Genomic DNA, 14,703 nt, shown 5'->3' on the forward strand with positions numbered 1-14,703 from the left:
AACCGCGCCGTTCCCCGTGGCTCCGTCGGCTCGTGGCGGTTAGAGTGCGGTCATGGGGGAGGATGTCCCGGCACAGGAGTTCACCCGCGCGGATCGGACGCGGCACCGCGAGAAGGTCCGGCGCAACCTCGACGTGTTCGCGCGGATGCTGCGCGAGGCGCAGTTCGACACCGACGATCCGCTCACCGGCCTCGAAGTCGAGCTGAACCTCATCGACGAGACCGGCGATCCGGCGATGCGCAACGCCGACGCGCTGGAAGCGATCGCGGATGCCGCCTTCCAGACCGAGCTCGGCCAGTTCAACATCGAGATCAATGTGCCGCCCGCTCGTCTGCGCGAAGGCGGGCTCACCACGTTCGAGGACGGACTCCGGCGCAGCCTCAACCATGCCGAAGAGCGCTCGTCGGCGATCGGCGCGCACCTGGTGACGATCGGCATCCTGCCGACGCTCGACGAGCGGCACCTGCGACCCGACAGCATCAGTGCCAATCCGCGCTACCGGCTGCTGAGCGAGCAGATCCTCAATGCGCGCGGCGAGGACATCGCGATCTCGATCGCCGGCGCCGAGCGGCTCGCCACCACGTCCGAGTCGATCCTGCCCGAGGCGGCGTGCACCAGCATGCAGCTGCACGTGCAGACATCGCCCGACTCCTTCGCCCCCTACTGGAACGCGTCCCAGGCGATCGCGGGCGTGCAGGTGGCGCTCGCCGCGAACTCGCCGTATCTGCTCGGCCGCGAGCTGTGGCGCGAGACGCGGGTCCCGCTGTTCGAACAGGCGACCGACACCCGAAGCGAAGAGCTGAAGGCGCAGGGCGTGCGCCCGCGGGTCTGGTTCGGGGAGCGGTGGATCACCTCCGTCTTCGACCTCTTCGAGGAGAACGTGCGGTACTTCCCGGCCCTGCTGCCGATCGTCCACGACGACGATCCGATGCGGGTGCTCGACGAGGGCGGCATCCCGGCCCTCGCCGAGCTGCGCCTGCACAACGGCACGATCTACCGGTGGAATCGCCCGATCTACGACGTCGCCGGCGGCACGCCGCACCTGCGGGTCGAGAACCGGCTGCTGCCTGCGGGGCCCACCGTCGTGGACATGATGGCCAACGCCGCGTTCTACTTCGGGCTCGTCCGGGCGATCGCCGAGAACGACCGGCCACTGTGGTCGCAGCTGTCGTTCCGGGCCGCCGACGAGAACTTCCACACCGCCGCGCGCGACGGCATCGACGCGCAGCTGTACTGGCCGAGCGTCGGCCAGGTGCCGGTGACGGAGCTCGTGCTGCGCCGGCTGCTGCCGATGGCGCACGAGGGGCTTCGATCCTGGGGCGTCGCGCCGGAGGTGGGCGATCGCCTGCTCGGCGTCATCGAGGGGCGGTGCCTCACCGGCGTCACCGGTGCGGGCTGGTTCTCCGAGCGGATGCACCGTCGCGGCGGAATGGAGCGCTTCGACGCACTCCGGGCGACACTGCTCGAGTACCGCGAGGCGATGCACTCGAACGAACCGGTGCACACCTGGAGCTGACCCGGCCCTCTGCCGGGTTCATGCGATCTGTGGGATGCGCGCCGGAGCGGTCCCCGGTTGAGTGTGAGGCGACCGGCGCACGGGCGTCGATCGGGCCAGGGCGGGAGAGTGACGTGGACGGATCGGACCTGCTGCGGCGGTTCTGCATCGGCGACCCGGCGCTCGCGGACGAGTCCGGGAGTCTCTGGACGGAGCGGCTGGATGCCCGGACGCGGGCTCTGATCACCGTGGGCGCCCTCGTCGCCGTCTCGGCGCCGGAGGCATCCGTGCGCGGCGCCGTCGACGCCGCGACGGGGGTGGGCGTGCGGCCGGACGAGGTCATTGCGGTGCTCGACGGGGTCGTCCCGGTCGTCGGGATGCCGCGCGCCGTCGCGGCGGCGCCGCGGATCGCCGCGGCCCTCGGGTACGCGGAGGAGCTGTGCGTGTCCGACGATGGTCGATGAGGCGCCCTGTGACTACCCGCCCAGCAGTCCCAGAGCGATGGCGCGCTCGACGGCGGCGCCCCGGGTGGTGACCGCCAGTTTGCGGTAGATCGAGCTGAGCTGGGAGCTGACGGTGTTGCGCGACACGAACAGGCGGCGCCCGATCTCGGCGATCGTCAGGTGCGTCTGGAGATAGGGAAGAAGCCGCAGCTCGGCCGGCGTCAGCGGGACGGTCCCGGCGGTGGCGGGTTCCGCGGAGAGCGCCCCACGGAACTCCTCGAGCTGCCGGCCGGCGGCGCCGAGGCCCGGGCGCTTGCGCTGCAGCTCGTCGCATTCGGCGAGCAGGTGGAACGCGGCCGAACGGTCGCCGAGGGCGACGTGGGCCTTCGCCAGCTGGATGCGGGCGCGGACGGCGAGGTAGGGGAGCAGATGCGTGCATCCCACCCGTGCCCGCATGCCCCGGGCCAGCAGCCGTTCGCCCTGTTCCCGGTCGCCGGAGTGCACAGCGACCCGGGCGGCGACGGCCAGGGCCAGGGCGGTGGTCGGATACCCCTCCATATGGCTCGCGACGATCGCATCGACGCCGCGCTGCGCGTGAAGCGCGGCCCGGCCCCACTGTCCGTCGTCGATGGCGAGGAGGGCGAGCTCCGGTTCGCTCAGGATGACGGTGTCGGGATTGCGCATCGCCGAGGCGACCTCGACGGCCTCTTCGAACACCGGGCGGGATGCCGCGAGGTCGCCGTCGAGCTGCAGCGCCGATCCCCACAGGTGGAGAGCCTGGTCGCGCCACGGGCTCGATGCCGGCTCGTGCTCGAGGGCGTAGGCGGCATCCGCCACGACCGCCCGGTACCCCTCGGGGCACATCGCTGCACGGACCATCGCGCGCGCCGACGAGAACGGCACCCGATGGTCGGCCGGCAGCGCGCTCGCCTCGATGGCGTCGAGCAGGGCGGCCCACTTCTCACCGAGCCGCACGTCTCCGAGCAGCACGGCGATCCAGGTCATCGAGACCACCAGGGCGGGGTTGGCCAGCAGCACGTCGTCGCCGAGCTCCTCCAACCAGCGGCGGACGGTCGTCACCTGTCCCTGCCCGTACATCTCGAGTCCGAGGTCGGCGACCAGGGCGGCGGCGCGTTCGGTCTCGCGCGCCTGCAGGAGGTGCTCCACGGCGATCGCCGGGGCGCCCTGCTCCTCGTGCCAGGTCGCCGCCCGACGATGCAGGTCGGCGGCGGCCTCGGCGCCTTCGGAGCGCTCCAGCTCGGTGAGGAGGAACTCCCGGAACAGAGCGTGGAAGCGGAACCACGTGCGGTTCCGGTCCATCGGCACCAGGAAGAGGTTCGCCGCCTCGATCTCGCGAAGCTGCGCCCGGGCGTCGCCGATCTGCAGCACGGCGTTGCAGGCATCCGGCGAGAACTGATCGAGGACGGAGCTGCGGCGGAGGAAGGCCTGGGTGTTCTCGGGAAGCCGGGAGAGGCACTCCCGGTACAGGTAGTCCGCCAGGTACCGCTCGTCGCCCGTGACGGCGGTGGCATCCCCGCCCGCCCGCGCCACCAGCGCGCACAGGAAGAGGCCCGTCGGCCAGCCTTCGCAGCGGCTGACGATCCGGGCGAGGTCGTCTGCTGCGACCGGCGGCGCGCCGGCGGTCTCGAACACGCGACGTGCCGCGGCGGCGTCCAGCGACAGGTCGTCGGCGGTGACCTCCCACGCGGCGCCTTCGGTCCGCAGCCGCGCGACGAGCGAGGGCTCCCGGCGTCCGGCGAGGACCACCTGCGAGCCGGCGGGGACGCGGGCGAGGATCACCTCCAGCGCGTCCTGGCAGGCGGTCGAGCCCGCCAAGTGCAGGTCGTCGATGAACAGCACGAAGTCCGTCGAGGTGGATGCCAGCGCCGCGGCGAGCAGGGGCGCGGAGCGTCCGAGGGCTCCGTCACCCGCGCCGCGCATGTCGGCGGCCACGGACGCCACGACGGGGGAGAACGGCGAACAGGCCGCGGCGATCGCCGGCAGCAGCGCGGCCGGGTCGTCGTCGGTGCGCTCCAGCGACACCCAGGCGACGCTGCGACCCTCGGATGCCGCCCATTCCGCGAGCAGCGTCGACTTGCCATAGCCGGCCGGAGCCGTGACGCAGGCGACGCGGGCGCCGCTCGTCCGGGCGCGGTCGATCAGGCGGCGTCTGCTGACGGCATCCGGGCGCCACGAAGGCACCTGCGTCTTGCTTTCCAGCAGCAGCGCCTGCAGATCGCGTTCCCCCAGAGTGGACGCTCGAGTGGCCTCCGACACGGTCGGCATCCTATCGGGCTGCGGCGACCGGGCCGAAACCGAACGGCCGCGCGCATCGTCGAACGATGCGCGCGGCCGTGCCGTCGCGGTCTGTCAGCGCCGGTCGTGACGGTCGTCGCGACGGTCCTGGCGACGGTCCTGCCGCCGGTCCACGCCGTTGGAGACCACCTTGGCCGTGCCGACGACAGCGGCCGTGCGTGCGACGGGGGCGCCGATCATGCCGACCCGCCCGACGCGTCCGATCCTCATGGGCATCGTCACTCTCCTTCGTTCGACATCGAGGCGATGATCGCCTGCGTCGGGATGCGGCCCGAGGCGATCAGCTGGCCGCCGTTGCGGCGGACAGCGACGGCGAAGGGCGCCGCCCACGTGTTCTCCCACACCAGCACCGCGGCACTGCTGCCCGGTTCCATAGCGGCGGAGATGTCGAGGAGGTCCTGCTCGGCGAGGACCTCGGCCAGTCCGGCCTCGAGCTCACCCAGGATGCCGAGATCGTCGTGGTCTTCGAACTCGTCCACCTCGATGGAGCCGTCTTCGCCCTTGTGGACGATGACGAGGTCCAGCACCCGGATCGTCCCGGCGGCCGAGAGGGCGACCAGTTCGGCGGCGGCCTCCCCGGTCAGCCGGCTCTCACCGGCGGGGAACTCGACGACGATGTAGTCGATCGGGCCGAGCGCCGCGTCGGCGGCGAGAGCCTGGACGGCCTCGACCTCCGCCGCCGCGACGTCCTCCGCCGTGACGAGAACGTCGTCGGCGTCGATGTTCGTGTCAGTCATGCTTGCTCCTTGCGTCGATCCGGCGACCGCGGGTCAGGCGAGGGCCTTGGCCTTGATCGCGTCGAATTCGGCCTGCGTGATGCTGCCCGCGGTGAGCAGCTGCTGAGCCTTCTCGATCTCCGCGGCGGGCGACGATCCGCCGCCGGCGACGTCGCGGATGTAGGCGGCATCCGCCTGCTGCGCGTCGCGCATGCGGGCGGCGTTGCGCTCCGACATGGAGCGGCCGCGGGCGATCAGGTAGATGATCGCGGCGAGGAAGGGGAACACGATGAGGAAGATCACCCAGAGCGCCTTGGCCCAGCCGCCCAGCGTGTGGTCGCGGAACACATCGATGATGATCGTGATGAAGATCCAGATGCATGCGAACAGGATGTAGACCCAGAACAGCCACACCAAGAAATCCCAGAAGGACAATGTCGTACCTTTCATCAAACCGGGACGCCGACGGGTGGGCGCCCACTGTCGCTTCGGACGCTATCGAGGCCCCGGGCGGGGCCGCATCACACGAATCGCATGATTCGCCTGACGTTCCCTACCGGAGGGACTCGGCGATCCAGCGCGCGTACGCGTGCCAGGGGTCGGCGTGGGCGAGGGTGGCGATGTGGGCGAGCAGCTCGGGCGCGGCCGTGAACCATTCGCCGCCCTCGCGCAGATCGGCGAACTGCCGGTGCCGGGCCTGTTCGACCGCACGGCCGCCGCGTTCGAACGCGAGCAGCTCGTCGTGCCAGATGGCCGCGAGCCGCTGTCGGGGATTGCGGGACGTGCCGATCTTGATGCGGTCCTGGTACCTCAGGTAGTAGACGACGTCGACGCGGGGGAGCGGCAGCTCGAAGTCGGGCGCATCGCCGACCCGCCAGCCGCACACCGCGCATTCGAGACCCTGCGCACCGCGGATGCCGCTCGTGCCGCCGCAGAGCGTGCACGGGCCGGACAGTTCGATGATGAGCCGGGACATCGATGTCCATATTAGAAGACTGCTTCGAAGGGGTGCCATCTTTCGACCTGCACGGATTTTCGCGAGGACTACTCAATTTCGGCCATCGCGCACTCGAAGAGGGCATTTTCGGCGGTGGGGCGGCCGTGCGGCCGGTAGAAGTACAGAGGCTTCCGCCGCCGCAGAACGAGGGGGAGCCGGGGAGTGGAGGAGAACTTTCGATGATCATCACGGTGTTTCGACAGCGCACCCGGTCCGACGCCGGAGCGGAGTACGCGGACCTCGAGCGGCGCCTGTTGGAGGCCGCCCGCGAGGTGCCCGGATTCGTGTCGTTCAAGCGGTTCCGTGCCGAGGACGGCGAGAACTGCGCCATCGTCGAGTTCGAGGACGATGAGGCGCACAGCCGGTGGGTCGCCCACCCGCTGCATCGGGAGGCGATGGCGGCGGGGCGGTCTTCGTTCTTCGAGAGCTATCGCATCTCGGTCGCGCGGGTCCTCCGGGTCTTGCAGCAGGAGCCGGAAGACCACGTGCGAGTGTTCACGGAGGGTTCGCGATGACGCTCGAACCGGCGTACTGGACGGTCGACACGCCGTGGGCCGATGTCGGGGTCCGTCGCTTCCAGACATTCGATCGCCAGTCCTCCGGCGAGATCATCGTGATCGCGCCGGGCGGCATCGTCGCGTACTCGGAGACGGTTCCGGGCACGATCCTGCGGGTCGTCGGCGGAAGGGTCACGCTGTTCGCGCGCGACCACTTCACGGCGCTGTTCTGCCCCGAAGGGAGCCGCGTTCCCGTGCCGAACGGCTACTGGTGCCGCAATGACTCCCGCACTCGCACGTCGCTCGAGATCACCCATCCGAGCGGGAGCGGCACGGAGCGCACGCGGGCTTGATCGCGCTCACACGAACGGGTGCGGTGTCGGGGAGCCCACCGGAGCCAGGGCATTCCACGCGAGCGCCTCTGACATCCGCAGCGGCTGCATCGACGGGCAGAACAGGCGCACCACCGACCAACCGAGTTCGCGGGCTCGAGCGGGAAGGCGCCGGGTCAGTTCCACGGCGGTATAGGTGTCCAGAAGCGCCGTCCAGTCGGTGATCGCCGGTTTGTGCGGCAGCTCGCGAGCATCTGACTTCGTCTGCTCGACCCATCGGAGCGCCGCCGGGATCGCTGCCGGACCGGACCAGTACCTCGCCCGGTCGATCTCCCGTTCGACGGGCCCCGAAAGCCGGGCGGGGCGGCTCACCGTGGTGAGATCGAGCAGCAGCGTCCGGATCTGGAGGGATTCCTGAACGGCACGCACGACCGAGAGGGATGTCAAGGACTCCAGGCCGAGGCCCGCGCCGACCACGCCCCGCTCGTGATCGACCGCCAGCGCGAGGACGACGGGTGCGTCGCCGGCGGCGTCGAGCGCGAAGCAGCGGACCTCGACCCCCGCTTCCCGCATCCATTCAACGACGCGGACCACTTCCGGAGGTGCGAGTCGCGAGAAATCGGCCGGCAGTCGGAGTGCCCGGTCCGGTCGATACCAGGCGCGCATCGCGGCATCCCGTTCGATCGTCTCTTTCGCGGCGGATCGGAGTGCCATCGCCCGTCCGATGCCGGATGCTGTTCCGGACGGCCCAGGGTCCACATTGGTGGACTCGGCGAACGGCGGGTAGTCCACGGCGGCCGCCGGGACGCGGGTCGGGCGGCCGGCCCCTCCGGTGACCGTGAGCGCCCGATACGTGTGCACGGTGCCGGATTCTGCATCGGGCGCCCACGACGACCCCCGCGGCGCCCAGGGGAGATCACCGCCGCCGAGCCCGGCCCCCGCGATCGAGAGTGCGCAGCGCTCGATGCTCTCGCCCGCGGCGCGCACCATCGTCCCGGCACGGCGGAGTCCGGCTGCGCCGACCCATGTGATGTCGAGCGGCGAGTCATCGCATCGTCGATCTCCGATGCCGACGTCGCAGGCGACCGTCCACAGCGCGCGTTCCACGCCGTCCGGCGGGATGACCCGCACTTCGCGGACGACCCCCGTGCGGCGGGCCAGCGTGGCGGCGACGTCAATCCGCAGCATCGGATCCTCCCTTCTCGTCATCCGCGGACGGGGCGACCATCCGCGCGATCACGGTCCTCGTCAGTGCCCGGGGAAGGGGCCGGCCGCCTCCGAACCGGGCAACGACGCGGTCGGCGAGGCGCCGTGCATCGAAGGTGATTCGCGGAGCACCCACGAGCGCGCGGATGCGTGCGGCGAGGTCGCTGCCGCGGTCGCAGCCCGAGGCCTCCAGCGCCTGATGCACACGGGGCGCTGCACCCCAGGCGGAATCACCCGTGGACACGCTTCGCAGCCATCCCGGGAGGAGGGCTTGCGTCGCTTCCATCTTGGAGACGGACGCCATCATCGACAGCTCGTTGGCGATGAACCACAGCGGCGACGGGGCCAGGCCGCGCCCGCGCAGAGCCCAGCCGGTGTGCGTGGCCGCGCTTGCGAGAGCGACATCCGCGACGACACGCTGATCCGGGTCGTCGCCTCCGTGTGTCCTTTCGGCGATCGACGCCAGCCGACCAATCAGTGCAATGGCCTCCTGGTCCGAACCGGGGATGCTCGACGAAGCCCCGACGAACGCGCCGAGCACCCTGATCCACGCCTCGGCGATGCCCGCCGTCAGCAGCCGGCGCGGCACGTCCAGGAGCCGCGGATCATACGCCGCCGCTCGAACCGTGGACTGCTCGAACCCGACGAGGCATTTGAACGAGTCATCCCCGAGTCTCACCTCGGTGCAAGCGACCGATGACACCTCTGCTCCCGTCCCCACGGTGGTCGGGGCGCAGACGAGCGGCAGCAGATCGTCCGCGCGTCCGGCGAACAGCAGGCCGCCGAGCTGCGACCGCGCCCGCAGCGCACCTGTCGTCCGATCCGCGGCTGCGCACCAGCCGGACAGCTTCGCGGCATCCATCGTGTTGCCTCCGCCGATGGCCAGCAGCGCGTCCGGCGCTGCGTCGCGGACGATCCGTGCAAACGACTCGATCTGGGTCCATCCGATCGGGGCGTCGACGACGATGCGGTCCGCGGGTGAGAGGGCGGGGCAGCCGCCGAGCACCGTATCCGCAGCAGAGGTGGTGTTCGCATCGACGAAGACCACCGGATGCGAGATCCCGAGGGAAGCGATCGCCGCCCGGACCGCTCCCGTCCCGACCAGCTGGGCCGGCGCCGGCCCGCGTGCCACCGGCGTCGAAGGGATCATGCGGGCTCCGCGAGGAACTCGGAGACGCACAGGGACACGCGGCCGATCGCCTCCTCGAGCACCTCCAGGGGCATCGTCAGAGCGGGCATGAATTGGATCGCGGACGGCGAGGGCTGAACGACGACGCCGGCGATGCGGCATCTGGTCACGAGGTCGAGCACCTCGTCCGTAGAGAGGTCGCGGCCGTCCTCGTGTCGGATCCGCAGGGCGCGCATCGCCCCGCATCCGGTCGTCGACAGCCGACCAGAACTGTCTGCGATCGCCCCGATGCCGGCTGCGAGTGCGTCAGACAGCGCGTGGACCGTCGAGGCGATGTCGAGGCGTTCGAACTCCGCGATCGTCGCGAGGATGGCTGCGCACGACTGCGGCGACCCCGCTTGCGTCTCCCCGTGCCAGAAGACCGCATCGGCATCGTCCAGCACGGCGAGAGCGTCGGGTGAGACGAGCAGCGCGGAGGCGGCGCAGGTGCCGTTCGTGAGGGCCTTGCTCGTGATGAGGATGTCGGGACCGGGCGTCCAGCTGTCGCTCGCGAACCGCGTTCCCGTCCGGTAGAAGCCGGTTGCGACCTCGTCTGCGACGAGCAGGAATCCGTGCTGCGCGCGGTGCCGCTGCAGCGCCTCCAGCATGGCCCCGGGAAGGGGGTGTGCCCCCGAGCCGAGCACGGGCTCGACGACGACGGCGGCGATCTGGTCGCCGTGGCGCTGCATGACGACATCCAGTGCGCGCGGATCGTCCTGCGGGATCTTGATGTGCCATCTCTCGTCCGCGTCGTAGACGTCCTGGAACAGGTACACGCCGCTGAGCGCCATCGATGAGCTCGTGATCCCGTGATAGCTGCCGACCAGGCTGACGACGCGGCGTCGCGCCGGGCCGTGCGCCAGTTTGCCCACCTGCCGGCTCAGCTTCACGGCAGCGTCGAGCGCCGCGCTTCCCGAGGTGGAGAAGAACACGGCTGCGAAGCGGTCGGATCCGGCCCACGCCCGCAGGCGCGCGGCAGCTTCACGGGCGTAACTGCTGCCGCGCCGGAAGAGAGGAAGGGCCGATGCATCGAGATTCGCCCGGTGCACCGCGTGCGCGATGCGTTCGTTCCCGTAGCCGAGGGAGGCGTTCCAGATGCCGCTGATCGCGCAGATCGCCTCGGAGCCGTCTCGGAATGTGACCGTCGTCCCTCGGGCGGCGACCGCTTCGACGCCGCCCCAGGCAGACGGTGGGCGGAAGAACTCGAACGACGCGGGACGCGGCGCGCGGCGGGCAGTCAGCAGCCGGTGGTCGCCGACGGGGGCGGCACCGGGGGCCGGCGGGATGCCGGTCTCGTCGACGACTTCCAGACCGCCGGCGGCGAGTTCGTCCCGCAGCTCGTCGAGCTCCAGAAGGTGCGTGGTCACCGAGTATTCAGCGACGCTGCCGTCGGGAGCGGTGTGCGCCAGCGTCGCAGTGAGGGTCCGTCGTTCGGGGTCGTACACCTCGCGCAGCTGCAGCCCCGGCTCGACCTCGTGCCGGTTGTTCGATCGATCACGCGGCACGCGCAGGGTGAGCAGCAGCTCACCGGAGGGAGACAGCCACCGCCGGACGCGCGTCATCAGCCGGCGCCGTTCGGACGAATCGAACAGGCTGATCGACGTGGTTCCGAGGACCACCCTGTCGAAGCGGCGATCGGTCTCCCAGCAGAGGATGTCGCCCTGGATCGCGTGAAGTCGTGGATTGCGACCGGCCCGCATCCGCAGACGGGCGAGGAGATCCTCTGAGAGATCGACCGCGGTGACCTCCGCGCCTCTCGCGAGAAGGGGCAGTGTGATGCGTCCCGACCCGCAGGCGAGCTCCAGCACGCTCAGGTTTCGGCGGTCGATGCGCCGCAGGATCTCGCGCAGCTCGGCTCGGTCCCCCGCGACGATCCGGTCGTACAGTTCTGCACCGCGCCCGCTGTACAAAGCGGTGGGGGCTGCGCCGGTCATTCCGCCGCACCGATCGGCGCGGGGACGTCGTATCGCTGCAGGCCGAGCCTTTCGAGCACGGATCGCTCCGACGCGTCGAACCCGGCCCCGCGGGAGGTACTGAACATGTGCTCGACGAGCTCGGCGATCGGGGACGGGACGCGGCTCACGCGCCGCGTCGCGAGATCGACGACGTACGCCTGACCAGCCGCCGACGCGACGAACACGGAATCGTCGCGCTCGCGGGCAGGGATGCGTCGCTGGGGACCGAAGTCTGCGATCTCGACCTCGGTACCGAACCGGGACCGCAACGCCCGGATGACCTTGGCTGCTCCGAGGAACCGCGCCAGTGAAACGGCGTCACGGCCGGCCCGCTGAGGGGCGGCCCGCCCGAGGTCCGGCCCGGTCTGCGCGCCGAGCGGACCGTCCAGCACCTCCCCGTCGGCACGGACGAGGAGCCGCGCGACGTGGGGGAGCGGGGGGAGGATCGGCACCAACAGGGCGCGTTCGTCGACCACGGTCACAATGGGGGTCGTGAGGTGGTCCGGAAAACGCCCTTCGGTGAGGGCGACTTCCGCATCGATGCGAAGCGCCGACAGATCGACTTCGTCGGCGACGCTGAAGGCCGTCGGTACCGAGATCGCAACGTAGGCCGCGGTCGCGTAGCTCTCGGTCTGGACGAGCACGTCGGCAGCGAGGGCCACCTCCCCGCCGAGCAGGTCGAGTCGTCCGGTGTACGGGACGACCCTGGTGCCCGTGCCGGCCAGCGCCTCCGCCTGCCCCTGCTCGGCGAACACCCAGCCGACGTCGCCCGCAGGCAGCTGCTTCACGGCGTCGATCGGCGCGTCGGGCTCGACGAAGACATCGACGGCACTCGGGTCGGCCCGTTCTCCCTCCAGCCAGATCCGGAGCCGCTCGGCCGCGGCACCCGCGGCACCAGGGGGCGCCTGGACCGCCATCGTGTGGTCTGCATCGTCGTTCATCGGCTGGTCCCTTCTGACGGCTGAGGCGTGGTGATCATGTCTGCGCGGACGGTTCCGGGAACCGCTCGGATGGCGTCGGCGGTGGCGTCGAGGAGCCCCGGGAAGCGACGACGCATGACGCCCGCGATGGCGGCGGCGTGCGCCCGATCCACCACGGGGGCGAAGTATCCGAGGAGCCATCCGTGCGGCCCGCCCGGCATCGCGCACGGCACGAACCACGACGGGGGCGGATGAGGGGTGTGGGGATCGGCCGGCACCGAAGACGTGCGTCGGCCGCGCTGACGGTGCCAGCGGGCGAGATCCCGCTCGTACGCGGCCAGATGGGTGCGCCTCAAAGCGGCCAGAAGCTCCGCCGGGTCGGCATCCCGCCCGGCGTGCCCCACCACCACCGTCGGGCGGTGTCGCAGTCGGTTCCGGCGCGAGCCGGGACTCAGCCGGACTGTGACGCTGACGTCGTCCAGCACGGCGAACGGCACGCGCCGCGTCGCGAGCCGCCACCACAGATCCCAGTCTTCGAGCGCTCCACCCGATCGACGCCAGCTGGCGACCTCGAGGATGTTGCGCCGATGTGCGATCCGCGAGGGCTCTGCCACCGGGTCCACCACGGCGATCTCGCGCGACCAGAGTTCGCCGGTCCGCTCGATGGGCGCCGCATCCGGATCTTCCGCTCGATACACCGCTCCCGCGGCGACGAAGGGGCGCGTGACGCTGATCGCACCGCCGAGCTGTGCGAGGTGCTCGGGGTGGAAGAGATCGTCGTGGTCGATGTACGCGATGATGTCGCCGCATGCGCGTTCGACGAGCCGTGCGCGGACCTCTCCCGGGTCGTCGCTGTGCGCGAAGCGGTGAACGCGCACGCGCTCGTCCGTCGCCGCGAACGAGGAGGCGAGCGCGAGCGTGCCGTCGTCCGACCCGTCGTCGCCGATGAGCAGTTCGAGATCGCCGTCGGTCTGGCTGAGGACGCTGGTGATCGTCGCTGCCAGCCCGGGTCCGCTCCGGTAGGTGGGGCAGACCACCGAGAAACGAGGGCGATGCGCGTTCATGATGTGGCCGTCCGCCAGAGGTCTGCGAGGTATTGGACGGTCGTGCGTGCGGGAAACGTCACGATTCCGCTCGCCACCCCGTAGGGCTCTGATCTCAGGGCGTCGTGCAGCCGGCCACCCTCCGAGACCTCCGCGCACCGGCCGGGCAATGACAATCCGCCGGCTCTGACGAAGACGACAGCGTTCAGCGGAATCCGGCATGCGCGGAAGCCATCGGAGATCGTCCCGCTGCCGATCCGGGGACCCGGGATGATCCCCGCCTGCCGGACGACGACTCCGCGGCCGCTCGGGTCGCCGGGGGGAGGCGGTGAGAGCAGACCGATCCGGGTGACTCCGTCCATTGTGAACACCCCTCCCGTTCGCAGCTGCGGAATGGGGATGAGGGTCGCCGCGGCCACGGTGACCGCAACGGTCAGGCTCCATGCGGCGAGCAGCCGAATCCGGGAGCCGGCATCCCGCCATCGACGCCCGATGTGTCGCACGATCTTCAGCAGCGCCCAGAGAAGAAGACCCCCGAGGAGAATCAACTCGACCCAGAGCGCGGTCGTCCCCAGGGACGCGAGGACGGACCTCACGGACAACGCGAAGCCGATGACGAGAACGACGGGGAAGAGCAGCGAAGCCGCGCCGAACAGCACCCATCCTGCGGTGGGTCGCGCCGCTGCTCGGGGGCGCATGCCGAGGGCTGAGTCGACCGCTTCGCGGAACGCGCCGATCGCGTGATCGCGCAGGTAGGGACGGTCGAGGTACCCCGCCAGCGCGACGTAGCCGTCGAGCTTGACGAAGGGAATGAGGTTGAGGAGCCAGTAGAGGATGTTGAGCACAGCGAGCGTCGCCAGCACCGCGGCGGCGTCCGGCGGCGTCACGAAGGATGCCGCACCGCAGGCGGCGGAGATGACGCCCTGCGCCATCACCCCGGCAACGGCCACCTTCACGCGCGCCCGCGGCGGGATCGACCAGCTGTCTCGAACGTCGCAGAAGAATGCGGGTGCCAGATAGAAGAACATGAAGCCCATCCGGTGCGTCCGGCCTCCGTGGGTGATGAGCGTGACGGCATGGGCTGCTTCGTGGACGAACATCGACCCGAGGAACCCCGCGAGCAGCCATCCGTACGCGGACGGCGTCGGTCGCTCGGACAGCGGGCCCGCGGGGACCGTGATCAGTGCGGCGGCGATGCCTGCGGCGAGCACGTTGACGACCACCAGGCCGATCCAGAAGGCGCGCGCACGCACCGCGCGCGCGATCGCACCATCCGGGCGGATCAGCCGTGACGGATCGATGAGGGTGAACTGGACGGTCAACGGCGGGCGGAACTGCACGCGGGCAGGGCGCCGGGGCGTGACGACCGAGGGCGCCGCGGCCACACGGTCCAGGACCGCCTGAACTTGCGGGACGGTGAGGTCGAGCTCTGCGGCGATGTCGGCCGGGTCGCGTTCAGGGTGGGCATGCACCGCGCGCATGACCGGTGCCAGCGCTGCGGGGAGGCGGAGCACGGGGCCCTCCGCTGTCGAGACGATGACTCGGCCTTGCGGGTCGGGCGCGGACAACGCGATGCGCTCGATCCAGCCGCGCCCTCCCGCGGACGTCCCCGGAG

The 14,703-nt window shown here is 70.8% G+C and carries 15 protein-coding genes; 4 read left to right on the forward strand and 11 right to left on the reverse strand.

What is annotated here, in order from left to right:
• Nucleotides 1-52 precede the first annotated feature (52 nt).
• Together LK09_RS15240 and LK09_RS15245 are read left to right on the forward strand one after the other, a co-directional pair.
• Nucleotides 53-1,516, forward strand: a complete 1,464-nt coding sequence (locus LK09_RS15240; RefSeq protein ID WP_039401356.1) for a glutamate--cysteine ligase family protein — start codon at nt 53-55, stop codon at nt 1,514-1,516.
• Between the two features lie 113 nt (nt 1,517-1,629).
• Nucleotides 1,630-1,959, forward strand: a complete 330-nt coding sequence (locus LK09_RS15245) for a carboxymuconolactone decarboxylase family protein (protein ID WP_039401359.1) — start codon at nt 1,630-1,632, stop codon at nt 1,957-1,959.
• Between the two features lie 12 nt (nt 1,960-1,971).
• Here the strand turns inward: LK09_RS15245 and LK09_RS15250 are convergent, their stop codons facing one another.
• The 5 genes from LK09_RS15250 to LK09_RS15265 all read right to left on the reverse strand — a co-directional run bounded on the left by LK09_RS15250 (nt 1,972) and on the right by LK09_RS15265 (nt 5,946).
• Entirely contained in the window at nt 1,972-4,215 is a 2,244-nt protein-coding gene (locus LK09_RS15250) for a LuxR C-terminal-related transcriptional regulator (RefSeq protein ID WP_197061074.1), read from the reverse strand.
• A gap of 93 nt (nt 4,216-4,308) precedes the next feature.
• A complete protein-coding gene (locus tag LK09_RS21580; protein ID WP_156138851.1) occupies nt 4,309-4,470 on the reverse strand; it encodes a hypothetical protein in 162 nt (53 codons plus the stop codon).
• A 2-nt stretch (nt 4,471-4,472) separates the two neighbouring features.
• Nucleotides 4,473-4,991, reverse strand: a complete 519-nt coding sequence (locus LK09_RS15255; protein WP_231563078.1) for a DUF6325 family protein — start codon at nt 4,989-4,991, stop codon at nt 4,473-4,475.
• 33 nt (nt 4,992-5,024) lie between these two features.
• The gene (locus tag LK09_RS15260) at nt 5,025-5,405 is read right to left on the reverse strand and encodes an SHOCT domain-containing protein (protein WP_231563080.1); all 381 of its coding nucleotides are present in this window, start codon (nt 5,403-5,405) and stop codon (nt 5,025-5,027) included.
• Between the two features lie 118 nt (nt 5,406-5,523).
• The gene (locus tag LK09_RS15265; RefSeq protein ID WP_039401362.1) at nt 5,524-5,946 is read right to left on the reverse strand and encodes a GIY-YIG nuclease family protein; all 423 of its coding nucleotides are present in this window, start codon (nt 5,944-5,946) and stop codon (nt 5,524-5,526) included.
• Between the two features lie 32 nt (nt 5,947-5,978).
• Here LK09_RS15265 and LK09_RS21585 point away from each other — a divergent pair, with 32 nt between their 5' ends.
• Both LK09_RS21585 and LK09_RS15275 read left to right on the forward strand, forming a co-directional pair.
• Nucleotides 5,979-6,482, forward strand: coding sequence for an antibiotic biosynthesis monooxygenase family protein (locus tag LK09_RS21585; protein ID WP_197061076.1), 504 nt, complete (start codon nt 5,979-5,981; stop codon nt 6,480-6,482).
• The gene (locus LK09_RS15275; RefSeq protein WP_039401364.1) at nt 6,479-6,817 is read left to right on the forward strand and encodes a hypothetical protein; all 339 of its coding nucleotides are present in this window, start codon (nt 6,479-6,481) and stop codon (nt 6,815-6,817) included. The genes LK09_RS21585 and LK09_RS15275 overlap by 4 nt, the downstream gene beginning before the upstream one ends.
• Nucleotides 6,818-6,823: 6 nt before the next feature.
• Here the strand turns inward: LK09_RS15275 and LK09_RS15280 are convergent, their stop codons facing one another.
• The 6 genes from LK09_RS15280 to LK09_RS21195 are packed head-to-tail and all read right to left on the reverse strand — an operon-like array spanning nt 6,824 to nt 14,602.
• The gene (locus tag LK09_RS15280) at nt 6,824-7,984 is read right to left on the reverse strand and encodes a YcaO-like family protein (RefSeq protein WP_039401366.1); all 1,161 of its coding nucleotides are present in this window, start codon (nt 7,982-7,984) and stop codon (nt 6,824-6,826) included.
• On the reverse strand, nt 7,971-9,152 hold the full coding sequence (locus tag LK09_RS15285; protein ID WP_039401367.1) for an iron-containing alcohol dehydrogenase: 1,182 nt from the start codon (nt 9,150-9,152) through the stop codon (nt 7,971-7,973). Before LK09_RS15285 ends, LK09_RS15280 begins: the two co-directional genes overlap by 14 nt.
• Nucleotides 9,149-11,104: a daptide-type RiPP biosynthesis methyltransferase gene (mpaM, locus tag LK09_RS20875; protein ID WP_052226859.1), complete on the reverse strand. Its 1,956-nt coding sequence runs from the start codon at nt 11,102-11,104 to the stop codon at nt 9,149-9,151. The genes LK09_RS15285 and mpaM overlap by 4 nt, the downstream gene beginning before the upstream one ends.
• Nucleotides 11,101-12,066, reverse strand: coding sequence for a hypothetical protein (locus LK09_RS15295; RefSeq protein ID WP_039401369.1), 966 nt, complete (start codon nt 12,064-12,066; stop codon nt 11,101-11,103). Before LK09_RS15295 ends, mpaM begins: the two co-directional genes overlap by 4 nt.
• Nucleotides 12,063-13,109 carry a glycosyltransferase family 2 protein gene (locus LK09_RS21810; RefSeq protein WP_197061077.1) on the reverse strand — a complete coding sequence of 349 codons (1,047 nt, stop codon included), beginning with the start codon at nt 13,107-13,109 and terminating at the stop codon, nt 12,063-12,065. The genes LK09_RS15295 and LK09_RS21810 overlap by 4 nt, the downstream gene beginning before the upstream one ends.
• Nucleotides 13,106-14,602, reverse strand: coding sequence for a zinc metalloprotease (locus LK09_RS21195; RefSeq protein ID WP_052226861.1), 1,497 nt, complete (start codon nt 14,600-14,602; stop codon nt 13,106-13,108). The genes LK09_RS21810 and LK09_RS21195 overlap by 4 nt, the downstream gene beginning before the upstream one ends.
• Nucleotides 14,603-14,703 lie beyond the last annotated feature (101 nt).

It is taken from the genome of Microbacterium mangrovi (genome assembly GCF_000802305.1).
GTDB lineage: Bacteria > Actinomycetota > Actinomycetes > Actinomycetales > Microbacteriaceae > Microbacterium > Microbacterium mangrovi.